This window comes from Seohaeicola saemankumensis (assembly GCF_042678485.1).
Classification (GTDB): domain Bacteria; phylum Pseudomonadota; class Alphaproteobacteria; order Rhodobacterales; family Rhodobacteraceae; genus Seohaeicola; species Seohaeicola saemankumensis.
Window position 1 is genome coordinate 550,637 of sequence record NZ_JBHTKR010000003.1, and the last position, 26,278, is coordinate 576,914.

A 26,278-nucleotide genomic window follows, 5' to 3' on the forward strand; every position below is an offset into this window, starting at 1 on the left:
CCATGCCCCACCTTGATCCCGCCCTGATCGAAGACGCCTATCCGTTGCAGGCCCATCTGGGTTTCGTGATGACCGGATGGTCGGATGGCTACAGCCGGTTCGAACTGCCGCTTGCGCCCTTCCTGATGAACCGCTTCGGCATTCCGCATGGCGGTGTCCACGCGACGATGCTGGACACGGTGATGGGGTTTTGCGGCTGTTACACAGGTGACCCCGATACGCGCCAGATGGCGATGACCCTGTCCATGACGGTGAATTTCGTCGCACAGGCACAGGGCAATGTCATGATCGGCGAAGGGCGCGTCACCGGCGGCGGGCGCAAGACCTTCTTTGCCGAAGGCACGGTCAAGGATGAGTTGGGCACGCTGATCGCCACCGGGACGGGCGTTTTCCGCTATCGCGGGCGCTAGACCAGGCTATCGACACCACGCACAGGCGCGACCCGGAAAGGGCGCGCATCACATATGAAGGAGATCACCCATGACCGAGATGATGAAACGCATCGCTCTGGCCCGCCGTCCCAGCGGCTCGCCCGTGCCCGAGGATTTCAGATATGAGGATGCGCCGATGCCCACACCCGGCGAAGGCGAGGTGCTGGTCAAGGTTCTCTACATGTCGCTGGACCCTTACATGCGGGGGCGTATGGATGATGCGAAATCCTATGCCAAGCCGGTGCCGGTCGGAGGCACGATGGAAGGCGGCGCCGTGGGCGAGGTGATCACATCGAACAGCCCGCATTTCAAACCTGGCGACATCGCCTTCGGCATGTTCGGATGGGCCAGCCATGGCTGTTTGCCGGGGCGTGAGCTGCGCAAGCTGGACCCGTCACATGGCCCGATCACGGCTGCACTTGGCGTGCTGGGCATGCCCGGCTTCACCGGCTGGTTCGGCCTGACGGAATATGGCCGCCCCAAGGAGGGCGAAACCCTGGTCGTCGCCGCCGCCACCGGCCCGGTTGGGTCCATGGTGGGCCAGATCGCCAAGGCGCGCGGGCTGCGCGTGGTCGGCATCGCCGGCGGGGCCGAGAAATGCAAGCTGGCGGTCGAGAAATTCGGCTTTGATGTCTGCCTGGATCACCGCGCCTATGCCGACGGGCGCGAAATGCGCGCAGCCCTGGCCGAGGTCTGCCCCAAGGGGATCGACATCTATTTCGAAAATGTCGGCGGCAAGGTTCTTGAAGGGGTGATCCCGCTGATGAACGTGGGCGCGCGCATCCCGGTCTGCGGCATGATCAGCTGGTATGACCTGGGCGGGCTGGGCAGCGCCTCTGACAGTCCCGGCAAGGACAACCTGCCCAAGCTGTGGCGCACGATCCTGGTGAACCGGATGCATGTGCATGGTTTCATCATCTCGGATCATTTCGACCGTTTCCCGGCCTTCCTGTCGGAAGTCGGACCCATGGTCGCGAAGGGCCAGATCGCCGTGCAGGAAGACATTGCCGAAGGGCTGGAAAACGCGCCTGCGGCCTTCATGCGGATGCTCAAGGGTGGCAATTTCGGCAAGCAGATCGTGAAAGTCGCCTGATCCGCCGGGATGAGGGGGCAGGAGCCTCCGGCGGGGATATTTGCGGCAAGAAGAAACGGGGGCGTCCGGACCGGGGCGCCCCTTCTGTCTTCGGGCCGGATTATTCAGGCTGGCAGATCTCGCCCGCGCGCATGGCCCGGTAGGTTCTGATCAGCAAGGCGGCGATGATGATGACCAGGACCCCCATCAGCCCCGTTCCGAACAGGGCATGGACCGCGGATCCTGTCCGGTCCGCATAGAGAAAGCTGGCGGCGGTCACGGCTGCGAATGGGAAGGACAGGGCCCAGAAGGACAGCGCGAAAGGCAGCCGGACGATGCGCGGCAATTGCACGGCCACCAGCAGCGTGAACAGGTAGGCCCCGTTCATCAGCACGCGCGCGAAAGCATCGATGTCGCCGGTCAGGCGCACCCAGGCCAGAAAGCCAACGGCAGGCGGCGCGATCAGGATGACCAGCGTGGGTTGCAGCCTGCCGGGCATCGGGTCGTGAAAGATCAGCCGGTTCATCACCAGGGTCAGCAGCACGACCCAGAAGATCAGGCCAACCGACAGGAAATACCAGCTGATCTCGACATAGCCCATCTGGACCCCGGCGATCGGGACGATCACGTTGCCAACAGCGGGTATGAACCAGGCTGGCGACAGATGCGGCGTCTGAAAGGCCCTGTGCCCGATCCAGCCGGAAATGACGGCGATGGTCAGCGCGCCTTGCAGCCCCATGCCGAACAGCCAGAGCGGCTCGGCCACTGTGGGGGCGCGTGGCAGGGTCAAAGTGGCCAGCAACAGCAGCGAGATCGAGATGGCCGGGAAGAAGGCCAGCCTGACAGGATGGTTCCATTCGGCGCGTACAGCCGCCGGATAGCGCCATGCCTTCAGCGCGTAGACCGCCGCGATGGCCAGAAATGCCGCGATGGTCAGCCAATAGGCCGCACCCGACGCCTGTGATCCCAGCCCATGTGCGGTTTCGAAGGCATGCAGGGCCAGCGAGAGCCCGGACAGCCCCATCACGATCGCAAAGAAGGTGACCGGGTAATGCTCCAGCTGGCTATGGCTGGCAGGGGTCTGGACGGCGTCAGGGCTGGTCAGCGATGGCATGAGGCGAGTCTTTCTTCTGCGACGGATCTTGCGCGCATTTCATCAGCAAGGCGCGCGATTGTCACGCCCTGCTCTGGTATATCCCCTGGCCAGTTCGCCCTAGATCATGCCCAAGAGGCGCGCGGCATTGTTCTTGAGGATATCGGGGCGCAGTTCGTCCTTGATGTCGATTTTCTCGAAATCCGCCAACCAGCGTTCGGGGCTGATCATGGGCCAGTCGGAACCGAACAGGACCTTTTTCCGCAGGATCGAATTGGCGTAGCGTACAAGGATCGGCGGGAAATACTTGGGCGACCAGCCTGACAGGTCGATGTAGACATTGGGCTTGTGCTGGGCCACGGCCAGCGCCTCTTCCTGCCAGGGGAAGGACGGATGCGCCATGATGATCTTCATGTCGGGGAAATCGACCGCAACGTCATCGAGATACATGGGATTGGAATATTTCAGCCGCATCCCGTTGCCGCCCCGCATCCCCGATCCCACGCCGGTCTGGCCGGTATGGAACAGGGCGATGGCGCCCGCCTCCTGGATCGCCTCATAGAGCGGATAGGCGAAGCGCTCGTTGGGATAAAACCCCTGGAACGTGGGGTGGAACTTGAACCCCTTGATCCTGTAATGCTCGACCAGGCGGCGCGCCTCGCGGACGCCCATCTTGCCCTTGTGCGGATCGATCGAGGCGAAGGGGATCAGCACATCGGAATTCTCGGCGGCCAGTTCGGCCACTTCTTCGTTCTTGTAGCGGCGATAGCCGGTCTCGCGTTCGGCATCGACGGGAAAGATCACGGCCGCGATGTTCTGGGCGCGGTAGTGGGCTGCGGTTTCCGTGATCGTCGGCGGATGCGACCAGGGCGCGCCGAAATACTTGGCCATGGTGGATTGCAGATCGTCATACCCGTCATCGGCATGGCATCCGCAGGGTTCTTCGGCATGGGTGTGAATGTCGATGGCGCGGATCTTGTCGAGGTCGATCATGGGTCAGTCCTTTCGCGGGTTCGCACAGGGGGCTGGTGTCCCGCCCCGGCCTAAACGTGTCGTGAGGGTTATGATGCATCCCTGTGTCACAGCTGGATCACCTGGGGATCTTCGGGCGCATAAAGCCTTTCGACAAGCGCGGCCCTTCGGGTCAGAACCCGCCTTGTGTTAAGGTTTCCCTTGGCTGTCATTTCGCCTTCGGCAAGGCTGGCCGGTTCGTGCATCACCATCGCACGACAGACGCGCGTCGCCGATCCGGTGGCGGATCTGGCCAGGGGCGCAAGGCGTTCCGCGATCCGGGCGGCAAGGTCGGCTTCGGGTCGCCCTGCGGGGAAAATCAGCACACCCAGCATGTCGCGGTCATGGCCGGTGATCACCGCATCGGCGGCAAGCCCTTCCAGTGCTGCCAGGATCTGCCCACGCAGGCTGGCCACCCGCACCCATGTTCCCGATGTCAGCTTGAAATCATCAGAGATGCGGCCATCGAAGGACAGCCCCCGATCAGGTGCCGCGGGATCGACGAAACGCATGGCATCCCCCGTGATCAGGAAACCATCGGCGTCAAAAGCCTCTGCCGTCTTTTGCGGATCGTCCAGGTAGCCTTTCAGCACATTGGGACCCTTCACCCGCATTTCATAGCGACCCTCGTCTTCCGGAATCAGGCAAACCTCGGTCCCCGGCAAGGGGACGCCGACGATACCGGACCGGTTGATCCGCTCGTGGGTCAGCAGCACCGCAGGGGCGGTCTCCGTCATCCCCCAGCTTGAGATCATCAACGGCACCTCGCCGGTGACCTCACGGGCCATGTCCGCGAAGCCTGACCAGACCTCCTGCGGCAAGGATGCGCCGGCGTAGAACGTCAGATCGAGCCCGGTGAAGAAGCGGCGACGCAGGTCAGCATCCGCCCTGAGCGCCGCAAGCTGGCGGGAAAAGCCGATGGGCACGTTGAACGCCAGCGTGCCAGTCTGCATCTGCATGTTTTCCAGCGTGCGGGGAAACAGTGCATCGGTCGGCTTGCCGTCGTCGATATAGAGCGCGCCACCATTCGCCAGCATCATGTTGAAATTGTGCGATCCCCCGAACACGTGGTTCCATGGCAACCAGTCCAGAATGCGCGGGGGGCGCGCGCGCAGCAGCGGCAGGACATCTGCGATCTGGGTCTGGTTCACACACATCATGCGGTGCGTGGTCAGCACGCCCTTGGGCAAGGAGGTCGAACCCGATGTAAACAGGATCTTGCCCAAGGTGTCAGGTGTGACAGCGGCATGGGCCGCGGCGACATCCACGGATGCATCCCCCCTCAGCGCCTGGTCCATCGTCAGCGACGGGCGCGACGGATCGGCACGGCTGGCGATGACGGGAATGCCGGCCAGTTCCGGCAAGTCCAGAGCCGCCGCGCAGATCGCCGGATCATCGACATGGATCAGCGAAGGCCGTACTGCGCGGACAATATAGGCCAGCCTGTCATGCGCGCCGGGGATCAGGGCATATTGCTCTGCCACCGGGACATTGGCCATGCCGACATATTGCGCGGCCAGCGCCAGCAGACCGTGATCGACGGAGTTGCCAGACAGCATCAGAACCGGACCGGTTGCGGCAAACCCCTGCCCGATCAACCAGCCGCCCAGCGCCTGCACCATCTGAAACGTGGTCAGGTAATCCAGTTCGCGCCATCCCGCGCCCGCGCGTTCAGCCAGGAAAACCGCGCCGGGCGTTTCCCTTGCCCAGCGGTGCAGCCATTGCCCCGTCGTATCGGCCACCGGACCCAGCGGATGGGCGGATCGCAACAGGATCCGGCCATCGGCACGCGTTTCCGAAATGACCTGCTGCGGCAGATACCCGGTCATTGCACATCCTCCTGTCCGCGGCGGTCTATGCGGCGCAGCAAGCCGACAAGTGTCGCCCGTTCTTCGGGGCTGAGATCGGCCAGCATCGCATTCTCATGTGCCTGAAGCGCGGCAACAGCCGCGCGGCGGCGGCGGGTTCCGGCCAGGGTCGCGCGCAAGGCAAAGGATCGGCGGTCCGTCAGGACGCGGTGCCGACCGATCAAGCCGGCCTCTTCCAGGGCATCGATGATCAGCACCGTGTTCGACCGTTCCATGTTCAGGCTGGCCGCCAGTTGCGATTGGGTGACATCCGGCGTGTCACAGATCACTGAAAGCGCCGAAAACGTGGTGATCCGCAGACCGAGCGGTTCAAGCACACGTGCCGCATCAGCCTGCATCAGGTTCGTGGCCCGCTTCATCGTATAGCCCACGAGGTCGCGCAAGGCGCGGTCAAGCCCGAAGGGCGCGGCCGTGCTGTCGTCGGATGGCACCTGTGGGACAGGGTTCTGTTTGCTGATCATGGCCGTCACCGGAACTGCGGGCTGCGCTTTTCGAGGAACGCCTTGAGGCCCTCTTGTGCATCAGGGCTGGTCTGGGTCAGCGCCGCGCAGAGGCTTTCGGTAAAGAGCCCGTCAGCCTTGGACATGTCTTCGATCCGGGCCAGCGCGTGGATCATCACATAGTTCGAAAGCCCGGCGTTGCGCGCGATCTTTTCAGCCAGTTCCCGGGCCAGTCCGATCGCCTCGCCTGGGCCGACACTATAGTGGCACAGGCCAAGGCGCAGACCTTCCTCGGCGTCGTATTTGCGACCCGTCAGCATCATCTCGATCATCCGATCGGCCCCCAGGATGCGACCGACCCGGACAGAGGCACCACCGCCAACATAGATCCCGCGCCGCCCTTCGGGCAGCTGGAAGATCACCGAAGGTTCGGCGATCCGCACATGGGTCGCGGTTGCCAGTTCCAGCCCGCCCCCGATCACCGCGCCGAACATGGCCGAGACAACCGGAAGACCCGAGAACTGGATCTTGTCCATCACCCCATGCCAGCCACGCGAATGGCGCAGCGTGCCTTCGGCATCGCGGGCGACATGCTCGCTCAGATCAAGGCCCGAACAGAAATGCCCCTCGGTCCCGGTCAGGATCACCACCTTCACCCCTTCCGGCGGCTGCGAAAAGAAGGTGTCGAGCTCTGTCAGAAGCTGATCGTTCATCGCGTTGCGCTTGTCGGGCCGGTTCATCGTAAGGGTGGCCACCGGGCCGTCGATCTCGAGTTTCAGGGTCTGCATCGGCTTTCTGGACATGGGACGGCCCCTTTTTGGCTATGTGTCATAACTATCTGGACGCAAGTTGAGGCGAAATGCAACCGGCGCCCGTTATGGACAGGGGGCGCCGGTCGCGTCTTGTTCAATAGAGAAGGCGCAGGGCGAACAGGGTGATGCCCGGAAACAGCACGAGAATGATCACGCGGATGATGTCGGACGCGACGAAATACATCACCGCCTTGTAGGTCTCGATCATCGGGGTCAAACGGTCCATCGAATTGATCACGAAGAGGTTCATGCCCACAGGTGGCGTGATCAGACCCACTTCGACGACGATCAGCACAAGGATCCCGAACCAGATCGCCACCTCTTCGGGGGTCATGCCGAAATCCAGGGCGCTGATGATCGGGAAGAAAATCGGGATCGTCAGCAGGATCATCGACAGGCTGTCCATCACCGCGCCGAAGACAAGGTAAAGCAGCAGGATCACGGTCAGCACCATCCAGGGGCTCAGCCCAAGCTCGGCCACATATGTGGACAGTGATTGCGGCAACTGGGTCAGCGCAAGAAAGCCATTGTAGAACGCGGCGCCCAGGACGATGAAAAAGATCATCGCCGTGGCCCGGGCCGTTGCCATGAAGCTTTCGACAAAGCTGTGCCGGTTCAATCCGCCATTGACCATCGCGATCAGACCGGTGCCCAGCGCGCCCACGGCAGCACCTTCCGTCGGGGTAAAGACGCCCAGGTAGATCCCGCCGACAACGACAAGGAAGACGGTCAGCACGGGCCAGACATCGCGCAGGGCGCGCAGCCGCTCACCATAGGGCATGCGTTCGCGTGCCGTGCCGGCCCTGTCGGGGTGAATGCGGGCATAGACGGCGATGGTGATCATGTAGCCGATGGCCGCAAGGATGCCCGGCACGAAGGCAGACAGGAACAGCTTGGCGATGTTCTGTTCGGTCAGGATCGCGTAGATCACAAGGATGACCGAAGGCGGGATCAGGATGCCAAGTGTTCCGCCCGCAGCCAGGGTCGCGGTCGAAAAGCCCCCGGCATAGCCGTAGCGGCGCAATTCGGGCAGGGCGACCTGGCTCATCGTGGCCGCCGTCGCCAGCGAAGAGCCGCAGATCGCGCCAAAGCCGGCGCAGGCGCCGACGGCTGACATGGCAACGCCGCCCTTGCGGTGGCCAAGCCATGCCTCGGCCGCCTTGAACAATGATTGCGACATGCCGCCAAGGGTCGCGAAATGCCCCATCAGCAGGAACATCGGGATGATCGACAGCGAATAGCTGGAAAAGGTCGAATAGGTTTCAGACTTCAGGCGCGAAAACGCCATGTTGAAGCTGCCGGTCGTGAAATACAGACCGAACAACCCCACAAGAAACATCGCCAGCCCGATCGGCACACGCAGGAAGATCAGTGTCAGCAGGACGGGAAAGGAGGCCATCCCGATTTCAAGGTTGGTCAATGCTCTGCTCCCCCGATGGACAGGATGGTACGGTTACCGAAAAACTCGCCCATGCGGACGATTGCGATATAGACCCCGACAACCGCCGAAACGACCGCGGCGACCAGGCTGGCCGCATAGGACCACCAGACGGGGAACTGCAAAAGGAAGGTTGTCTCGCGGTATTGCATCTTGGACAGCATTCCCGCGTAGAGCTGCATCGCGATCAGGATCAGAACGCATGCGAAGGTGATATCCACCACCATCTGTATCAGGCGGTTCGACTTGACCGAAAGGGCCGAGGTGAAGATGTCCACCGTGGCATGGCCACCCGTGATCTGGCAGAAGGGGATAAAGGCGAAGATGGCGAAGGCGACGCCGGCTTCGACCAGTTCGAAATCCCCAAGGATCGGCCCCACGCCTGCATCCAGCAGTGTCTTTGCGAAATCCCCCAGGACAGCGACGACAGGGCCGGAATGCAGCAGCCCGTTCAATGTGCGCCCCAGCACGGAGACACAGATGAGTATGATCAACGCGGTCAGAACGATACCGCCGAGGATCGCCATGAAACGCGCCAGACTGTTCATGAACCTTTGCATGGGTACATCCTGCCTTGCCTGAAGAGGAAACCAAGGGAAAGTCCCGCGACACAAGCGCCGCGGGACCCTTTGTCACGGCTTACTTCGTGTGCTTTGCAATCAGGGCGCGCGCCTGATCAACCACGGCCTGGCCATCCAGGCCCGTCTTGTTCAGATCTTCGATCCAGGATGCTTCGACGCCAGCGGCGGCGGCTTTCCATTCGGCAACCTGTTCGGGCGTCAGGGTGATGATGTTGTTGCCGCGATCCATCGCCAGCTTCATCGAAGGCTCGTCCGCCGACGCCATGGTCTTGCCCGCGAAGGCCGAGAATTCCATGCCGGAGTTGTTGTCGATCACCGCTTTCAGATCATCGGGCAGGCTGTTGTACTTGTCCTTGTTCATCGCGAAGATGAACGAGGTGGTGTAAAGCGCATCATCCCCGAAGGTGGTGTGGTTGCTGACCAGTTCCGCCACTTTCAACGCGGCTGTCACCTCCCATGGAATGACCGTCGCGTCGATTACGCCCTTGGACAGCGATTCCGGGATGGCAGGCACCGGCATGCCGATCGGGGTCGCGCCCAGTTCGGTGAACAGCTTTGTCGTGGTGCGCGTGGGTGCGCGCAGCTTGACACCGTTCAGATCCGCGACCGAGGTAATCGGGCTTTTGGAATGGATGATGCCCGGACCATGAACCCAGACGGCCAGCGTCTTGAAATCCTTGTATTCGGTGTCAAGCATGTTGGCTTCGGCGAATTCCCAATAGGCGCGGCTGGTGGCTTCGGCATTGGTCATGATGAAGGGCAGTTCGAACACTTCGGCCTGGGGGAAGCGTCCGGGCGTATAGCCGGCAACGGTCCAGACGATGTCCGCCACGCCGTCAATTACCTGGTTGATCAGTTCGGGCGGGGTGCCGCCCAGCTGCATCGAGGGGAACCGTTCGATCTTGATGCGGCCATTGCTGTCTGCCTCGACCTTGTCGGCCCAGACATCCAGCACCAGCTTCGGAACGTTGGCCTGCGCCGGCAGGAACTGGTGAAGCTTCAGCGTCACCTCCTGTGCATGCCCGGCTACGCTCATGCCAGCCAGCATGGCGGCGGCGGCAACGCTGCGAAGCGCTGTTTTCATGAAAGTCATTCTGTGATCCTCCCTAGGATGTTGTCATACCGACCGGCGCATTCATTCCCCGGTGCGGGTCTTCTGTTGCCGAATGCCGTCCTGACGGATCAGGGTTCGAAATCCGGCTGGCACGCTGGATGCGCCTGGGCAAATGCCGCAAGCGCCTCGCAGCGCGCATTGATGTCCGCGAGCAACTTCAGATGGCTGAAGTCCACCCCGAAGCGTTGCGCGGAAAAGAGTTGTGGCACAAGGCATATATCGGCAAGACCCGGCGTATCGCCGAAACAGAACGGCGTCGCGCGGTCGCGCTTTGCCAGCAGCGCCTCGCAGGCTTCAAGCCCATCGGCGATCCAGCGGGTCAGCCAGCGCGTCGTCGCTTCTGCATCGGCACCGAATTCATCTGCAAGATACTTCAGCACCCGCAGGTTTTGCAGGGGATGGATCTCGCAGGCGATGACCTGTGCGAAGGCACGCACACGGGCCCGCCCTACCGGATCGGTGGGCAGAAACGCGGGTTCGGGATGGGTTTCGTCAAGCCATTCGAGAATCGCCAGCGATTGCGTCAGCTCCGCGCCTTCATCCGTGATCACCGCCGGCAGCAGGCGCTGCGGGTTGATCGCCGTGAAAGCGGGGCTTTTCTGCGCGCCCTGTTTCAGGTGGACCGGCGCAAATTCGTAATCCAACCCCTTGAGATTGAAAGCGATGCGGCAACGATAAGAGGATGAGCTGCGGAAGTAGCCAAAGAACTTCATGACCGAATGCCCGCGAGGGCGCTGACACAAGCCTGGATCATGAGCCCTCCTCCCAAAGGTTCCCGCGATTAGGATGCATACTAATAATTATGCATCATGTCAATTTACGATACGTCATCTTGGATCAGCACAAAAGCACTCTTTATCGCTGAGCATGGTGAAAACACCGACATCGACCAAAACCGACCGCTTGGTTGACTTTGCGATCATGGGAGGGGCCTGTCAATACCCAAGTCATGACCCGCCCGCGCGACGATGACCTGTCGCCATGAAAAAAGGGCCGGCTTTCACCGGCCCTTTCAGAAAGCTTTTCAGCAAAAGGTCAATTCAGCGCGGCATCGCTGATCACATGTGTCCAGGCGCCTTCGGGCTGCATGGTGATCACGGGATCGGCGCCCGCCGCAAGCAGCGTGGCTACGGTGCGCTCGTAATCGGCGGGATCCAGTGCGCCGTTCGACCCTGCGGTCAGCTTGGCCACCTCGCCCATCATCCGCTTCTGATGCGCTTCGGTCTGTGCGCCGGTCTGGTCGTTGTCCAGAACGATCATCGCCGCCTCATCCGGATTTTCCTCGGCGTATTTCCAACCCTTCATCGCGGCGCGCACGAAACGGGTCATCTTGTCGACGAAAGCCGGGTCGGCAAGGTTTTCCTCAAGCACATAGAGACCATCTTCCAGCGTTGCCACGCCCTGATCCTCGTATTTGAAGGTCACCAGTTCTTCCGCGGTCACGCCCGCGTCAATCACCTGCCAGTACTCGTTATAAGTCATGGTCGAGATGCAGTCGGCCTGGCGCTGGATCAGCGGATCGACGTTGAAACCCTGCTTCAGAACCTCGACGCCGTTCTCGCTCTTGCCATCGGTGGAAATGCCCAGCTGGCTCATCCAGCTCATGAAGGGGAATTCATTGCCAAAGAACCAAACGCCCAGCGTGCGGTTCTTCAGATCGGCAGGCGTGGCAATACCTGCGTCTTTCCAGCAGGTCAGCATCATCCCCGAGGATTTGAAAGGCTGTGCGATATTGACCATCGGCAGACCCTTTTCGCGCGCGGCAAGGGCCGCGGGCATCCATTCCACCGTCACATCCGCGCCACCGCCGGCCAAAACCTGCGTCGGTGCAATGTCCGGACCGCCCGGAAGGATGGTCACGTTCAGCTCCTCTTCTTCAAAGAATCCCTTGTCGAGTGCCACGTAATAGCCCGCGAACTGGGCCTGCGTGACCCATTTCAGCTGTAGCGTCACATCATCTGCGGCCCATGCCGGGGCGCTGGCCAGACCCATGGCAAGGGCGGCTCCTGTCATCAGTTTCTTCATCTGTCATTTCTCCTTGTTGAACGTTTGTTGTGCCCGGCCTCAACGGCTTCTTTTTGGCGGCTTTTTTATCTGCGCTGGGATGGATGCCAAAAGGTCACCATCCTTTCGATCCATACCACGATACCATAGAAGGATGTCCCGGCGATGGCCGCGACAAAGATTTCGGCCCAGACCAGATCGATCGACAGGCTGCCCACCCCGGTCGAGATGCGGAACCCCATCCCCCGTGTGGGCGAGCCGAAATATTCCGCCACGATCGCGCCGATCAGCGCCAGCGTCGTGGCAATCTTCAACCCGTTGAAGACGAATGGCATCGCCGCAGGCAGGCGCAATTTGAACAGCGTCTGCATGTAGCCCGCCGCATAGGTACGCATCAGGTCGCGCTGCATGGCGTCAGTCTCGCGCAGGCCCTGCACGGTGTTCACCAGGATCGGGAAAAACACCATCACCACCACGACAGCCGACTTGGATTGCCAGTCGAACCCGAACCAGCTGACAAGGATGGGGGCGATTCCGACAATCGGAAGGGCCGCCACGAAGTTGCCGACAGGCAGCAGACCAAGGGTCAGGAAGGCGGACCTGTCGATCAGCACCGCCGTGACAAGGGCGGCGGCGCTACCGATCGCGAAACCGGTCAGCGCCCCTTTCAGGACAGTCTGGCGAAAATCTTCCCACAGGATCCCGGTCGAGGCTGAAAAGGTCTGCGCCACGGTCGAAGGGGCGGTCAGGATGACGGGCGATACGCCCAGACCACGCACAAGCCCCTCCCATAGCACCAGCAGCGTGATCCCGAAGATGACGGGCACGGCGATCCTTGCGCTGCGGTGTCCGCCCCAGCGCGAATTGGCGAGCCAGGCGTTGAAGGCCCAGGCGCCAAGCCAGAAGACAAGCGCGAAGACAAGCCAGATCATGGCGCCATCCCCATGCGCCGCAGGGTGACGCGCTGCGCCAGGTCCAGCAGCGTGACAAGCACGCCCGCCAGCACCGCCGCCGCGACCAGAGCCGCCCAGATCGCCAGTGGCGTGCCGAACTGATCCCCGATCAGGATGCGCGCGCCCAACCCGCTGATCGCACCCGTCGGCAGTTCGCCCACGATGGTGCCGACCAGCGCTGCCGCAATACCCACCTTGAGCGACGTGAAAAGATAAGGCACCGAGGCCGGCAGCCGCAGCTTCAGAAAGGCCTGAAAGCCCGAGGCGTTATAGGTCTTGAGCAGGTCAAGCTGCGCATGCGCCGGCGAGCGCAGCCCCTTCACCATGCCCACCAGCACCGGGAAATAACACAGATAGGCCGAGATGATCGCCTTGGGCACGGCCCTGTCCTGAATGCCAAGTTGCGACGAGACGACGATGATCATCGGCGCCAGCGCCACGATCGGCACCGTCTGGCTGATGATCGCCCATGGCATCAGGCTCATGTTCACGACGCGGGAATAGACAATGGCAACCGCGCCCAGAATGCCCAGCGCCGTGCCCAGCGCAAACCCCCAGAGCGTGGAATGCAGCGTGATCCAGCCGTGATAGATCAACGAGCGTTTCGACATCGCGCGCCCATTGAGGGCCATCTCGCCTGTCGTTTTCCACAACTCGGCTGCAACCTGTCCCGGCGTAGGCAGGCGCGGCCGATCCATCCTGTAGGTCTCGGCGATCTGCGCGGGGTTGTGCAGCATCAGCGACCAGACCGACACCTCCTGCCGTTCAAGGGCAGTTTCGGGCTGCAGCGCCGCGCCGTCGCGCTGCGCCTGGTCCAGGGCCACGCGGATATTCATCGGTGCGACGGCAACATACCAGATCGCCAGGATCGCGATCAGAACCGTCAGGACAGGCAATGTGTTTCTCATGCCCGGACACTCCCGGCTTCATCGTTCCTCAAATACTCGGATCGTCCCGCCTGCGGCAGACGCAGCTCCTTGAGTATTTTAAGAACGATGAAAGGAATTGGTGCTCTCATGCAGAAACGGTACAGGCTGGAGAGCCGATGACCGTGAACGGTGAAGGGGTCCGCCACCTTGCACAAAACGCGGGACGGGTGTGAAGGGAGGCAGGCGCCTGCTTTTCTTCCACCCGTATCGGCGGAACAGGCTGGACCGCGATCAATCATCATAGGCATGTCCCGCGCGCAGGCCCTCACGGACACGATGGGCGATTTCCAGAAACTCGGGCGTATCGCGTATCTCCAGCGGGCGCGCCCGGGGCAAGGGGCTGTCGATCACATCGGTGATCCGGCCCGGACGCGGTGACATGACCACGATCTTGGTCGACAGATAGACCGCCTCGGGGATCGAATGGGTCACGAAGCAGATCGTCTTGTTGGTGCGATCCCAGAGCTTCAGCAACTGCTCGTTCAGATGGTCGCGCACGATTTCATCCAGCGCGCCGAAGGGTTCGTCCATCAGCAGGATATCGGCATCGAAAGCCAGCGCCCGTGCGATACTGGCGCGCTGCTGCATCCCGCCCGACAACTGCCAGGGATATTTCTTCTCGAACCCGCCCAGTTCCACCAGATCAAGAACGCGGGCGACGCGTGCATCCTGATCGGCCCGGTCATATCCCATGATCTCCAGCGGCAGGCGGATATTGCCCCCGATGGTGCGCCAGGGATAAAGCCCTGCCGCCTGGAACACATAGCCATAGGCGCGGGCCTTGCGCGCCGCCTCGGGCGAGGTGCCGTTGACAGTGATCTGCCCGGCTGTCGGCTGTTCAAGATCCGCCATCACGCGCAGGAATGTGGTCTTGCCACAGCCCGAGGGTCCGATGAAGCTGACGAATTCCCCCTTGCCGATGTCCAGTGACACATCACGCAAGGCATGAACTGGCCCGTCGCCGGTCTGAAAGGTCAGATCAAGCCCCTTTGCGCTGATCACGGGGGCGCTGATCCCGGGTTGGATGGTCACGTCTGTCTTCTCCTGCTGGCCGCAGTATTGGCTGGCGGCAAGGCCCCGGATCAAGCCCGAAACCCTGTTATCCTGGATGATTTCCGGTCTGGCTCAGATCCCTGCCGGAATATTCAGCGGATCGCGCCTGATCATCTTGGGCGCTGTCAGCTCCTTCCACTTGCTCAAGGCCACGTTGGCCGACGGGAAGGCCGGGCGCGGCACGAAACGGCCCCGTCCGGGTTGCGGCTGGCTGTTCTGCCCCCAGGCCCAGATCACCTCGCCCCGGCTCAGGGTATAGCGGCTCTGCGCCTTGACCTGAAAGCCTTCGAAGACATTGTAATCCAGCACCGAATGGTGGTTCGATGCGCTGATCGTCTTGGTGATCTTGGGATCCCAGACCACGATATCGGCATCGGCCCCTTCAACGATCGCACCCTTCTTGGGATAGATGTTCAGGATCTTGGCGACATTGGTGCTGGTGGCCGCGACAAACTCATTGGGCGTCAGGCGGCCGGTTTCGACCCCTTCTGTCCAGAGCACGGCCAACCGCTCTTCCAGACCGTTCGACCCGTTCGGGATGATGCGGAAATCATGCCGGCCCGCGCGCTTCTGTTCGGTGCTGAAAGCGGCGTGATCGGTGGCGACAACCTGCAAGGACCCGGCCTGCAACCCGGCCCAAAGGCTGTTCTGATGATCTTTCGACCGGAATGGCGGGCTCATCACGCGGCGGGCGGCGTGATCCCAATCCTTGTTGAAATACTCGCTCTCGTCCAGCGTCAGGAACTGGATCAGCGGCTCGCCATAAACGCGCATCCCCTTCTGGCGCGCGCGCCGTATCGCCTCATGCGCCTGCTCACAGGACACATGCACGATATAAAGCGGCACCCCCGCCGCATCTGCGATGGTAATCGCACGGTTCGCGGCCTCGCCTTCGAACTCGGGCGGGCGGGAATAGGCGTGCCCCTCGGGCCCGGTGATCCCCTGATCGAAATATTTCTGCTGCATCTCGGCCACCAGATCGCCGTTCTCGGCATGGACCATCGGCAGCGCGCCCAGTTCGGCGCAGCGCTTGAAGGAGGCGAACATCTCGTCATCCTCGATCATCAGCGCGCCCTTGTAGGCCATGAAATGCTTGAAGCTGTTCACCCCCATCTCGACCGCGTCCTTCATCTCGTTGAAGACGGTCTCGTTCCAGCCGGTGATCGCCATGTGATAGCCCACATCGGAACAGATCTGAGGCGCGGACTTGCGGTGCCATTCGTTGATCGCGTTCTTGATGCTGCCATCCGCACCGGGAAGGCAGAAATCCACGATCATCGTGGTGCCCCCCACGGCCGCCGCCCAGGTGCCGCTCTCGAAGGTTTCCGCCGCCGTGGTACCCATGAAGGGCATTTCCAGATGGGTATGCGGGTCAATGCCGCCGGGGATCACATAGGCCCCTTCCGCGTCGATGTATTCGTCGCCCTTCAGGTTCTCGCCGATCTGTTTGATGGTCTCACCCTCGATCAGCACATCGGCCTTCCAAGTGCGGTCCGCCGTGCAGACCGTGCCGCCCTTGATCACCTTGGTCATCTCAACCCTCCTTGTCGCGCGCATGGGTGCCATTCGGCCCCCGTTTCTTCTTGCTTCAAATATCCCGGGGGAATCGTTCAACGCAGTTGAACGTGGGGGGCTGGCCCCCCTCTGCCCCCTTGGCCTGTCATCACTCGGCGATGCCCGCCGTTTCCACCACCGCATGCAGCAGCACGTCGCACCCGGCGCGGGCCCAGTCCTTGGTGATCTCTTCGGCCTCATTATGGCTGAGCCCGTCCACGCAGGGCGTCATGATCATCGCGGTCGGGGCCACACGGTTGATCCAGCAGGCATCGTGCCCGGCGCCCGAGATCACATCCATATGGCTGTACCCCAGACGTTCGCAGGCATTGCGGATCGCGGTCACACAGCCCTCGTCGAAGGCGGGGGGGTCGAAAGCGCCGACCACCTCGGCTTCGAAGTCACAACCCAGCGCCTTGCAGATGCCAGGAGCCTGCTCGTGCAATTCGGCCACCATCGCCTCCAGCGTCTCAAGCACATGGCTGCGGAAATCGACGGTAAAGACCACCTTTTCCGGGATCACATTGCGGCTGTTGGGATAAACGTCGATATGGCCGATCGCGCCCACGGCGGCGGGCTGATGCTTCATCGCGATCTCGTGCACCAGTTCAGTGACCTGCGCCAATCCGCGACCCGCGTTGCGGCGCATCCTCATGGGGGTCGATCCGGTGTGCTGACCCTTGCCGGTGACCGTGCATTGCACCCAGCGCAGGCCCTGCCCATGGGTGACAACACCCACGTCCTTGTGTTCGGCCTCAAGGATCGGACCCTGTTCGATATGCAATTCATAGTAGGCATGCATCTTGCGCGCGCCCACGGGCTCGTCGCCTTCCCAGCCGATCCGTTTCAGCTCATCGCCAAACCGCTTGCCCTTGGCGTCGATGCGATCCTTGGCCCACCCTTCCTCAAGCACACCCGCAAATACGCCGGATGACAGCATTGCGGGGGCAAAGCGCGTGCCTTCCTCGTTGGTCCAGTTCACGGCGACGATGGGATGGCGCGTGCGGATACCCAGGTCGTTCAGGGTGCGGATCACCTCCAGCCCGCCCAGAACGCCCAGAACCCCGTCGTATTTCCCGCCCGTGGGCTGTGTATCCAGATGCGATCCGACATAGACCGGCAGCGCGTCGGGATCCGTGCCTTCGCGCCGGGCGAACATGTTGCCCATCGTATCCAGCCCCATGGTGCAGCCTGCCTCCTCGCACCAGCGCTGGAACAGGGCGCGACCCTCGGCATCCTCGTCCGTCAGGGTCTGGCGGTTGTTGCCGCCCGCGATCCCGGGGCCGATCTTGGCCATCTCCATGAGACTGTCCCACAGGCGGTCCGGGTTGATCTTGAGGTTTTCACCGGGTGCGGCCATCGTGTCATTCCCTGTCTTGTCCGTCATCGGCGCTGTGTCAGCGCAGGGGGCGCCGCCTTTCGGCGCACCATACACCCTGCCAAACGGCTTGCGCCTTGTCGCTTTTTTACCAATTGGTAAAGTGACGATTGCAACCCGCGCCATCTGTGTCAAGATTTGTCTTGAACCGGCAGTCTGGAGGCAGGTGGGCACAGCGACGAGCGATGAATTTCGCAGCAGTGAGAGGGCGGATGAAGGACGGGGAAAAGAGCGGCGGCAAGGCGGGCGGAAAACCCCGCGCGCAACCTGCCGTCAAACGCAGCCGCATCCAGACACGCAATCGAAAGCGGATTCTCGATGCGGCACTCGAGGTATTCTCGGCCCACGGGTTTCGCGGCGCCACGCTGGATCAGATCGCGGCCGAGGCGGGGTTGTCCAAGCCGAACATCCTTTATTACTTCGACGGCAAGGAAGCGATCCATGTCACGCTGCTGAACCAGCTGATGGAGACATGGCTGGACCCGCTGGAGCAGATGAACCCGGAGGGTGAACCGCTAGAGGAGATCATCGCCTATGTGCGGCGCAAGCTGGATATGGCGCAGGCCTATCCGCGCGAAAGCCGGCTGTTCGCCAACGAGATCCTGCAGGGCGCACCAAGGATGGGGCCGCATCTTGAGAAGCGGCTGAAACCGCTGGTGGATGAAAAGGCCGCGCTGATCGCGGGCTGGGCGGCGGCGGGGCGGATCGCGCCGGTCGATCCCCGGCACCTGATCTTTTCGATCTGGGCGACCACCCAGCACTATGCGGATTTCGAGGCGCAGGTGAATGTCCTGATGCCCGATCCCGAATCTGGGGGCGGGGTGTTCCCCGGCGCGGCCACCTATCTCGAGACGATGTTCCGCCGGATGCTCAAGGTCTGATCCGGGGGCTGACCCATGATGAGACATTTCCCGAAGCTAATGGTTTCAATGGGTTGGCAGTGGGCATCAGGGATTTGTTAGGGGTTATCAAGACTGGAGCAATGAATATGGCGACTAGCTATATAGCACCCGTTGATTGAGGCCCCTGCCCCCCGACCAGCGGCCGACCGCGGGGGGGCGCTGCAACGCTGATCTGTGGCAGTTTATGGTGCAATCACATCCTCGGCCTGCGTATTTCGCTACTGTGCAAAAGCGCCCGCCCGGGGGGCGGTGCTCGTCGGGCAAACTGTCCCCCGGACAGTTTGCTGATCCTCCTCACCGCTGCCCGGGGCGGCTGCGCCGCTGTTCCTGGGCGGGGTGATACCCGCTTCCCCCCAAAACAAAAAACGCGGCCACCGGGAGGATGGTGACCGCGCAAGGTGCCTCAGGGAGAGACTGTTATTCCGCCGCCACGGCGCCGGGGTTGTTGGGGTGGGTGGTCCAGTTGGCGTAATCGCTCTCGACCACCTTGCCGGTGCGGGGATCGACGGTTCCCGGTGCCATCGCCTCCATCGTGATGCAGTCCTGCACGGGGCAGACGTTGACGCACAGATTGCAGGCCACGCATTCATCGTCCTTGACGGTGAAGACGCGATCCGGCGACATGGCGATGGCCTGGTGGCTGGTATCCTCACAGGCCGCAAAGCAGCGGCCACAGCTGATGCAGAGATCCTGGTTGATTTTCGCCTTGGCCACGTAGTTCAGGTTCAGGTGCTGCCAGTCCGAGCAATTGGGCACGGCGCGGCGGACGATGTCGGCTGTGCGCTCGATCCCCTTCTCGTCCATCCACTGGCTGAGGCCGCTGATCATCTCTTGCACGATCTTGAAGCCATAGGTCATGGCCGCCGTGCAGACCTGCACATTGCCCGCGCCCAGCACCATGAATTCGGCGGCATCGCGCCATGTGGTCACGCCGCCAATCCCGCTGATGGGCAAATGCGCCAGTTCAGGCGTGCGGGCAATCTCGGCCACCATGTTCAGCGCGATGGGTTTGACAGCCGGGCCGCAGTAGCCGCCATGCGCGCCCTTGCCGTCGATGGTGGGTTCCGGCGCGAAAAGGTCGAGGTTGACCGATGTGATCGAGTTGATCGTGTTGATCAGGCTGACCGCATCGGCGCCCCCGGCATGGGCGGCGGCAGCGGGTTTGCGGATGTCGGTGATATTGGGCGTGAGTTTCACGATCACGGGCATCCGGGTGTTCTGCTTGCACCAGCGGGTGACCATTTCGATATATTCGGGCACCTGGCCCACGGCGCTGCCCATGCCGCGTTCGGACATGCCATGGGGGCAGCCGAAGTTCAGCTCGACCCCGTCGGCGCCGGTTTCCTCGACCAATGGCAGGATGGCTTTCCACGCCTCTTCCACGCAGGGCACCATGAGCGACACGACCATGGCGCGGTCGGGGTAGTCGCGTTTGACGGATTTGATTTCACGCAGGTTCACCTCAAGCGGGCGGTCGGTGATCAGTTCGATGTTGTTGAGGCCCAGAAGGCGGCGGTCTGCGCCCCATACGGCACCGTATCGTGGGCCGTTGACGTTGACGACGGGGGGGCCTGCCTCGCCCAGGGTTTTCCAGACGACCCCGCCCCAGCCGGCCTCAAAGGCGCGGCGGACGTTGTATTCCTTGTCGGTGGGCGGGGCGGATGCCAGCCAGAAGGGGTTGGGCGATTTGATGCCCGCGAATTCGGATGCGAGATTGGCCATGATGCTGGTCTCCCTGTCTGGGCGGGCCTTAGCCCTTGCCCGTCAATGCGCTGTGAATATCCATGGCGGCGTCGCGGCCTTCGGCCACTGCCGTCACGGTCAGATCGTCGCCACCGCTGGCGCAGTCACCCCCGGCCCAGACACCCTTGACCGAGGTGCGGCCAGCACCTGTGACGGCGATCTTACCCTTCGCAACCTGCGGCAATCCTGCACCGGCCAGCGTCTGGCCGATGGCCTTGAACACCTGATCGGCAGCAAGGCGGATGCGTTGCCCGGTAGGTTTCAGATCGTCATCGGTATATTCGAATTCGATCTCGCGCACCGCGCCATTGCCATGCACGGCGACGGGGCTTGCGTTGGTGATGATCCGCACACCCTTCGAAGCTGCCAGATCCTGTTCAAACCGGCTGGCGTTCATGCGGTCGCGGCCCCGGCGATAGACCAGGGTGACGTTCAGCGCGCCCAGCAGCCTGGCTTGCACGGCGGCATCCACCGCCGTCATGCCGCCGCCGATGACCACAACGTCACGGCCGATCGGCAGTTGTGCAAGGTCCTTTGACTGGCGCAGGTCCTCGATGAAATCGACGGCGTCGCGGACACCCGCCTTTTCCGCACCGTCCACGTCCAGCGCGTTGACACCGCCAAGCCCCATACCCAGAAAGACCGCGTCGTGATCAGCCTGCATTTCGGCCAGCGTCACGTCACGGCCCAAGGCCACGCCGGTCTTGATGGTGATGCCGCCGATCTTGAGCAGCCAGTTCACTTCGGCCTCGGCGAAACCGTCAACGGATTTATAGGCGGCGATCCCGTATTCGTTCAGTCCGCCGGGCTTGGGGCGGGCGTCAAACACGGTCACGTCATGGCCCAGCATGGCCAGACGATGCGCGCAGGACAGGCCCGCAGGCCCCGCGCCCACCACCGCCACGCGCTTACCCGTGGGGGCCGCGCGGGTAAAAGGGTGCACGCCCTGCGCCATCAGGGTGTCCGTTGCATAGCGCTGCAACTGTCCGATCAGGACGGGCTTGCCTTCGGCTTTTTCACGCACGCAGGCCTGTTCGCAGAGGGTTTCCGTCGGACAGACGCGGGCGCACATGCCCCCCAGAATATTCTGTTCAAAAATGGTCTTTGCCGCCGCTTCGGGTGTGCCGGTCGCGATCTGGCGTATGAAAAGCGGGATGTCGATATCGGTGGGGCAAGCCGTGATGCAGGGCGCATCATGGCAGAAATAACAACGATCCGCAGCGACCAGCGCCTCGTGATCATCAAGAGGGGGGTGCAGGTCCGCGAAATGGTCGGCATAGGCTGCGGGGTCAAGCCGCCCTGCCACGATCCCTTCTGCAAGGGGATTTGCAGTCATCAAAGCCTCTCCTGTGTTCAATCCTCAGAGGCAGTATTCCACGATTCCATTTTTTATCAACTGGTAAAATTTAGGCAGTTTATGAACGCATCCTTGCCTGGGCCGGCGGGCGCGCCTTTCAGTGCATCCCAAAGGCGCAACGGCAGCGGCACCGTATCGCTGCGGGATCATCTTGGCAGGGGTTGCAGCAGGTTACGCGGACAGGGCCGAGCCTGCCCGCGCAAGCCCTGCTCGCGTTGCGTCGAGAAGGGTGGAAATCTCGGCATGCAGCCGCTTCAGTTCCGCCCTGTCTGCGTTCTGTGATGCTTTTTCGGCCCTCGCGACAAGCGCGGACAAGCGCGCCAGCCCGACCACGGCGGTTGAGCCGGTCACGCTGTGCACACAGTCTGCAATCGCCTCAAGCGGGATATCGTCATCAAGCATGATCGGCAGCATACCCTCGAGATCGTCAAGGGCCTGGAACATGAAACGCAGCGCGCTCGGGCGGTCCAACATATCGCCCAGTTGTGCAAGTGCCGTTCCAAGCTCGGGGTCAAAGGGCCCCTCGTCTGCGGTCTCAATGGGATCGTCGGAAAGCCGCATGTCCCAAACTGCCCCGATGGCATCAGCCAGTTCGACCGTATTCACGGGCTTGGTCAACACGTCATCCATCCCGTTTGCCTTCAAGTCTTTCAGACGTTCCTCATCACTGAAAGCGGTCACACCGATGATCACGGCCCCAGAGGACACCCCCCCTGACCGAATGAGCATGGTCGCTTCGCGGCCCTCCATCACGGGCATGCTGACATCCATCAGGATCACGTCAAATGCCTGGGCCGAAGCAAGGGCGACAGCCTCCAATCCATTGGATGCCTGTACGGCGCGATGGCCCATCTTCTGGACCATCTTGCACATCAGGACGACGTTTACGGCATTGTCATCGACAACCAGCACATCAAGGGGGCAAGAGTCTGCCAACACCTTGGGATCGGTCGGCGATGCTTGCAGATGTGTGGGCAGGGTATCGCCACCCTCGGATGCGGAGGGCAGCGTGATGTCGAAGCTGAAGGTACTGCCCTGGCCCAATGCGCTTTGCAATTCCAGCACGCCGCCCATGCGCGCGACGGCAAGCCGCACGATGGCCAGACCAAGCCCTGTCCCTGTCTCACGCCCCCTGGCCACGGCGTCCACCGTTTCGAACTCGGCGAAAATGCGGCTCTGATCGGCGGGCGCAATGCCGATGCCGGTATCAGCGACCTCGACGCGCAAACCCAACGTATCCTGCGCGACAGGCTGGAACGTCAGCGAAATCGCAACACGCCCGTGATCGGTGAACTTCACGGCATTACCGGCAAGATTGTAAAGCGCACGGGAAAAGGCATTCGCAAGGCCACGGCAGACCTGGTCACTGCCCTGCCCCCGGATATCCAGATCCAGGGCAATGCCGCGCGCCACGGCCATGGGCCGCAGCTCGCGCAGGATATCGGCCGCCACATCGGCGGGCTTGAACGGAACCTCGCCCAGCTGGCTTTCACCCAGGCGCGTGATTTCGAGAACGTCGTTGACTTGCTGCAGGGCGCGATCGCTGCAATCTCGTGCGGTTTGCAGCAGGGCGCGCGCCTCGTCGTCCAAGCTGCTGTCCTCGATCAGGTCAAGCGATGCGATCACACCATGAAGCGGTGTACGCATTTCGTGACTCATCGTCGCCAGGAACATGGCCTTTGCTGCGGCATGGCGCTGCGCCTCATCGCGGGCCTCCAGCAGCCTGTCTTCCGCCGCAACCATTTCCGAGATATCGCGGATGAACCCGATGATGATGGGCCGACCATGAAGATCGGCATCCCCGACGACGGAAACCTCTGCCTTGAATGGCGTGCCGTCCATGCGCTTGGCGTCCATCCGCATCGGCCCCGCACCCGCCATCAGGCGTTGCCCGACGCTGGTCCCCGCGATCCGGCCCTGGGGGTCATGAAGCCCCTCAACGACCATCACCTCATCCAGTTGCCGCCCCACAAGCTGATCTTGGGGCACACCGAAAACGCTGGACGCGGCAGGGTTGGCCAGTTGGATGGTCCCTTTCATGTCGGTGATCACGATGGCGCCGAGAGAGACATCAAACACCTTTGACACCGTATCCAGGGCCCGCTGCATTCGCACGGTCCTGTCTTCCAGTTCTCGCCACAGACTGAGGGCCAACCAGGCCGAAACGATCATCAGGACCAGCAGCACAAGGCTTTGGATCCAGAATTGCCTGAGAAGCGACTGCTCCATCTGGCGCACGCGTTCGGATTGCGCGACGTAGAACTGAAGGGCCAGCGTGGTGATATCGCGCACCAGTGGTCCCGCGTCCTTCACGCTTTCCCCAAAGCGCAAAAGCCGATCCCTGTCCCCTTCGGTAATCGCGGCGATCTCTGTTGCCATCGCATCGCGTGTCGCGCCCAGCACGGACAGCCGTTCCGTCAACCTGTCGGACAGTGCCTCGCGTCGCAGTGCGGAAATCACGGTCTCGACCCGGCTGTAGAAGATATCGAAGCGCAGGTTCACCGCCGAAAGCCCAGCGGTTTCGTAGGTCAGCAGATCAGGATAGATGTCCGACAACAGAACCCGGTCGATGGCTAGCGCAAGTGCCTTGTGATCAACGTCAAGCTGCGAGATCAACCAGCCGGCATTGTCCGACTGAGACGCCCGGACAGCGTCGATCCTGTCGCGAAACGATTGCGCGCTGTAGACCATTGCGACGCAGGAAAGTACCAGCAAAGCGAGCAATGAAAAGGCCGTCAACCGGCGGGAATTGCCCTGCCCCAGGACGCGGCTGCCTATGAAGGCGAACAACGGATCATCCTTGCAGAACCCTGATCTGGGTAAGCTGCCAGATCGAGAAGGAATAGACCTCCTCGCTCTGGTAGCGGCTGTCTGAATCGAAAGGGAACATCAACCACAGCGGCCCCTTCTCGCGGATACCGAAGGGCTTACCATCGATCCGGTTCGCTATGATCGGCGCGGCAGGTTCGACTATGGAACGGGGCATTTCAACCTTGTAGTCGTTGATTGCCGTCATCACCAGCCGTCCGTCAGCTGCACCTGCCGCATCAAGCACCGAGGCCAGTGTCGGCCCCGAATACATGGCAACGGTATCCGTCCAGATCGTCGAGGTCGCAAACTCGACCTGTGGCAGCGCCATCAGATCCGCATCGCTGAAGTGATGCAGGGTTGATCCATCGCCAGCAGGATCAATGGCCAGCAACGCATCGGTATTGGCCCAGCCAAGGTTGCCGCAAACTGAAAAAACACTGGCAGCACCAGCAAGACGCATCAAATCCCGGCGTAACATGACAAACCAATTCCTTCTTATTCAGTCAAACAGGTATCGCCGCACTTTACGTCCGGCAATAGTATCATAGGATAATGCCAACTATAAAAGGTTGCGGACAGTTTACACCTATAGCGGTATTGATAATATTTCCATCATTGCGGCGCAGTCTGCCGGCAAGATTATAGTACAAATTTGACGACTTTGCTCCGGTGGTTCGCTCGACACTACCAAGGATGGCGCTGGTCGGCGGTTTGCGGGAAAAGCAAAACACAAGCGGAAAGAACGCCATGGCGACCACACCCCATCAACAGCAGGTCGCGCGCGTGACCAGGGTCTTGCTGGCCGATGATCACAGGCTGATCGGAGAAGCCGTTGCAACTTTGCTTTCAAACACCGGCAGGTTCTATGTCGAGACAGCAGAAACCTTCGGTGAAACGATCGAGTGTCTCCAGAATTCGGAAACCTTCGACATCGTGATGCTGGATCTCAAGATGCCCGGTCTGGTCGGGATGGACTGCGTACGCAGGGTGGTCGAGGATGCTGGCAAGGGACAGGTCGTGCTGTTCTCTGCGACGGCTGATCGTCACAGCCTGAACCGCGCCATCGAGATGGGTGTCCGCGGCCTTATCCCGAAGACAATGCCCCTGCAGTCGCTAGTCAGCGTTCTGGAATTGATCGGGTCGGGGCAGATGTTCGTGCCCACAAACGCGCTGAAGGACAAGCAAAGCGCGGGCGAACGGGAAGAGCTGAACGATGTGGAGCTTTACGTGCTGCGCCTGACGGCAAGCGGGCTGACCAACAAGTACATCGCCAATGACCTGGATCAGAACGAAACCACGGTAAAAATGTACATGCGTTCGATCTGCAAGAAATTGGGCGCCCGCAACAGGGCCCATGCCGCCGTGATCGGCCGGGACATGGCACTCATCGATACCTAGGCGCGCGGCCTCGTCATCTTTGGCGGTGATACGAAGCCCCCAGCAGAGCAACAGATAGGCCGAGCAAGGTAGCATTCCGAAGGTTCATGCAACGGGGCGTTTCCCATTTCGTGTGGGACATTCCGTTGCTGCCACAGGCCTTTTCGCGTTTGGCCGCCACCGCGTTGCTTCCAGGCTTATGCCACAAATGCGAACAGCCACCCGAGGGTGGCCGTTATCGCATTGTATTTATTGTATTTTTGGTTGCGGGAGTAGGATTTGAACCTACGACCTTCAGGTTATGAGCCTGACGAGCTACCGGGCTGCTCCATCCCGCGGTATTGATTGTGATCGTTT

Annotated in this window: 23 protein-coding genes and 1 tRNA gene; 4 read left to right on the forward strand and 20 right to left on the reverse strand. The window is 61.7% G+C overall.

Annotation, left to right across the window (positions count from 1 at the left end; genetic code table 11):
• Nucleotides 1-2: 2 nt before the first annotated feature.
• Together ACFQ3C_RS09620 and ACFQ3C_RS09625 are read left to right on the forward strand one after the other, a co-directional pair.
• Nucleotides 3-410, forward strand: a complete 408-nt coding sequence (locus ACFQ3C_RS09620) for a PaaI family thioesterase (RefSeq protein ID WP_380791054.1) — start codon at nucleotides 3-5, stop codon at nucleotides 408-410.
• A 70-nt stretch (nucleotides 411-480) separates the two neighbouring features.
• A complete protein-coding gene (locus ACFQ3C_RS09625; protein WP_380791056.1) occupies nucleotides 481-1,524 on the forward strand; it encodes an NADP-dependent oxidoreductase in 1,044 nt (347 codons plus the stop codon).
• A gap of 100 nt (nucleotides 1,525-1,624) precedes the next feature.
• Here the strand turns inward: ACFQ3C_RS09625 and ACFQ3C_RS09630 are convergent, their stop codons facing one another.
• From ACFQ3C_RS09630 to ACFQ3C_RS09700, 15 genes are all read right to left on the reverse strand, one after another.
• Nucleotides 1,625-2,617, reverse strand: a complete 993-nt coding sequence (locus tag ACFQ3C_RS09630) for an SLAC1 anion channel family protein (protein WP_380791058.1) — start codon at nucleotides 2,615-2,617, stop codon at nucleotides 1,625-1,627.
• Nucleotides 2,618-2,716: 99 nt separating this feature from the next.
• Nucleotides 2,717-3,589 carry an amidohydrolase family protein gene (locus ACFQ3C_RS09635; RefSeq protein ID WP_380791061.1) on the reverse strand — a complete coding sequence of 291 codons (873 nt, stop codon included), beginning with the start codon at nucleotides 3,587-3,589 and terminating at the stop codon, nucleotides 2,717-2,719.
• Between the two features lie 86 nt (nucleotides 3,590-3,675).
• Nucleotides 3,676-5,436, reverse strand: coding sequence for an AMP-binding protein (locus tag ACFQ3C_RS09640; protein ID WP_380791064.1), 1,761 nt, complete (start codon nucleotides 5,434-5,436; stop codon nucleotides 3,676-3,678).
• Nucleotides 5,433-5,936, reverse strand: a complete 504-nt coding sequence (locus tag ACFQ3C_RS09645; protein ID WP_380791067.1) for a MarR family winged helix-turn-helix transcriptional regulator — start codon at nucleotides 5,934-5,936, stop codon at nucleotides 5,433-5,435. Before ACFQ3C_RS09645 ends, ACFQ3C_RS09640 begins: the two co-directional genes overlap by 4 nt.
• A gap of 5 nt (nucleotides 5,937-5,941) precedes the next feature.
• Nucleotides 5,942-6,718 (reverse strand): crotonase/enoyl-CoA hydratase family protein, encoded by a 777-nt coding sequence (locus tag ACFQ3C_RS09650; RefSeq protein WP_380791070.1) that lies wholly within the window; start codon nucleotides 6,716-6,718, stop codon nucleotides 5,942-5,944.
• Nucleotides 6,719-6,821: 103 nt separating this feature from the next.
• Entirely contained in the window at nucleotides 6,822-8,147 is a 1,326-nt protein-coding gene (locus ACFQ3C_RS09655; protein WP_380791073.1) for a TRAP transporter large permease, read from the reverse strand.
• Entirely contained in the window at nucleotides 8,144-8,725 is a 582-nt protein-coding gene (locus ACFQ3C_RS09660) for a TRAP transporter small permease (protein WP_380791075.1), read from the reverse strand. Before ACFQ3C_RS09660 ends, ACFQ3C_RS09655 begins: the two co-directional genes overlap by 4 nt.
• A 79-nt stretch (nucleotides 8,726-8,804) precedes the next feature.
• The gene (locus ACFQ3C_RS09665; RefSeq protein ID WP_380791077.1) at nucleotides 8,805-9,839 is read right to left on the reverse strand and encodes a TRAP transporter substrate-binding protein; all 1,035 of its coding nucleotides are present in this window, start codon (nucleotides 9,837-9,839) and stop codon (nucleotides 8,805-8,807) included.
• A gap of 89 nt (nucleotides 9,840-9,928) precedes the next feature.
• A complete protein-coding gene (maiA, locus tag ACFQ3C_RS09670) occupies nucleotides 9,929-10,573 on the reverse strand; it encodes a maleylacetoacetate isomerase (RefSeq protein WP_380791079.1) in 645 nt (214 codons plus the stop codon).
• A 322-nt stretch (nucleotides 10,574-10,895) separates the two neighbouring features.
• The gene (locus ACFQ3C_RS09675) at nucleotides 10,896-11,885 is read right to left on the reverse strand and encodes an ABC transporter substrate-binding protein (RefSeq protein ID WP_380791082.1); all 990 of its coding nucleotides are present in this window, start codon (nucleotides 11,883-11,885) and stop codon (nucleotides 10,896-10,898) included.
• Nucleotides 11,886-11,950: 65 nt separating this feature from the next.
• Complete coding sequence (locus ACFQ3C_RS09680) at nucleotides 11,951-12,796, reverse strand: ABC transporter permease (RefSeq protein ID WP_380791085.1); 846 nt, start codon at nucleotides 12,794-12,796, stop codon at nucleotides 11,951-11,953.
• On the reverse strand, nucleotides 12,793-13,725 hold the full coding sequence (locus tag ACFQ3C_RS09685) for an ABC transporter permease (protein ID WP_380791088.1): 933 nt from the start codon (nucleotides 13,723-13,725) through the stop codon (nucleotides 12,793-12,795). The genes ACFQ3C_RS09680 and ACFQ3C_RS09685 overlap by 4 nt, the downstream gene beginning before the upstream one ends.
• Nucleotides 13,726-13,977: 252 nt before the next feature.
• On the reverse strand, nucleotides 13,978-14,778 hold the full coding sequence (locus ACFQ3C_RS09690; protein ID WP_380791091.1) for an ABC transporter ATP-binding protein: 801 nt from the start codon (nucleotides 14,776-14,778) through the stop codon (nucleotides 13,978-13,980).
• A gap of 93 nt (nucleotides 14,779-14,871) precedes the next feature.
• Nucleotides 14,872-16,332 carry a dihydropyrimidinase gene (gene hydA, locus ACFQ3C_RS09695; RefSeq protein WP_380791094.1) on the reverse strand — a complete coding sequence of 487 codons (1,461 nt, stop codon included), beginning with the start codon at nucleotides 16,330-16,332 and terminating at the stop codon, nucleotides 14,872-14,874.
• Nucleotides 16,333-16,462: 130 nt separating this feature from the next.
• Nucleotides 16,463-17,713, reverse strand: a complete 1,251-nt coding sequence (locus tag ACFQ3C_RS09700) for a Zn-dependent hydrolase (protein WP_380791147.1) — start codon at nucleotides 17,711-17,713, stop codon at nucleotides 16,463-16,465.
• Between the two features lie 230 nt (nucleotides 17,714-17,943).
• Here ACFQ3C_RS09700 and ACFQ3C_RS09705 point away from each other — a divergent pair, with 230 nt between their 5' ends.
• Nucleotides 17,944-18,612 carry a TetR family transcriptional regulator C-terminal domain-containing protein gene (locus ACFQ3C_RS09705; protein ID WP_380791096.1) on the forward strand — a complete coding sequence of 223 codons (669 nt, stop codon included), beginning with the start codon at nucleotides 17,944-17,946 and terminating at the stop codon, nucleotides 18,610-18,612.
• Between the two features lie 438 nt (nucleotides 18,613-19,050).
• Here the strand turns inward: ACFQ3C_RS09705 and preA are convergent, their stop codons facing one another.
• The 4 genes from preA to ACFQ3C_RS09725 all read right to left on the reverse strand — a co-directional run bounded on the left by preA (nucleotide 19,051) and on the right by ACFQ3C_RS09725 (nucleotide 25,022).
• The gene (preA, locus tag ACFQ3C_RS09710; protein WP_380791098.1) at nucleotides 19,051-20,355 is read right to left on the reverse strand and encodes an NAD-dependent dihydropyrimidine dehydrogenase subunit PreA; all 1,305 of its coding nucleotides are present in this window, start codon (nucleotides 20,353-20,355) and stop codon (nucleotides 19,051-19,053) included.
• 28 nt (nucleotides 20,356-20,383) lie between these two features.
• Nucleotides 20,384-21,712 (reverse strand): NAD(P)-dependent oxidoreductase, encoded by a 1,329-nt coding sequence (locus tag ACFQ3C_RS09715; protein WP_380791101.1) that lies wholly within the window; start codon nucleotides 21,710-21,712, stop codon nucleotides 20,384-20,386.
• A 192-nt stretch (nucleotides 21,713-21,904) separates the two neighbouring features.
• Nucleotides 21,905-24,523 carry an ATP-binding protein gene (locus ACFQ3C_RS09720; RefSeq protein ID WP_380791104.1) on the reverse strand — a complete coding sequence of 873 codons (2,619 nt, stop codon included), beginning with the start codon at nucleotides 24,521-24,523 and terminating at the stop codon, nucleotides 21,905-21,907.
• A 4-nt stretch (nucleotides 24,524-24,527) separates the two neighbouring features.
• Nucleotides 24,528-25,022: an oxidoreductase gene (locus ACFQ3C_RS09725; protein WP_380791107.1), complete on the reverse strand. Its 495-nt coding sequence runs from the start codon at nucleotides 25,020-25,022 to the stop codon at nucleotides 24,528-24,530.
• A 269-nt stretch (nucleotides 25,023-25,291) separates the two neighbouring features.
• Between ACFQ3C_RS09725 and ACFQ3C_RS09730 the strand changes: the two genes are divergently transcribed.
• Nucleotides 25,292-25,942, forward strand: a complete 651-nt coding sequence (locus tag ACFQ3C_RS09730) for a response regulator (RefSeq protein WP_380791109.1) — start codon at nucleotides 25,292-25,294, stop codon at nucleotides 25,940-25,942.
• 240 nt (nucleotides 25,943-26,182) lie between these two features.
• Here ACFQ3C_RS09730 and ACFQ3C_RS09735 read toward each other — a convergent pair.
• A tRNA-Met gene (locus ACFQ3C_RS09735) sits at nucleotides 26,183-26,259 on the reverse strand.
• Nucleotides 26,260-26,278 lie beyond the last annotated feature (19 nt).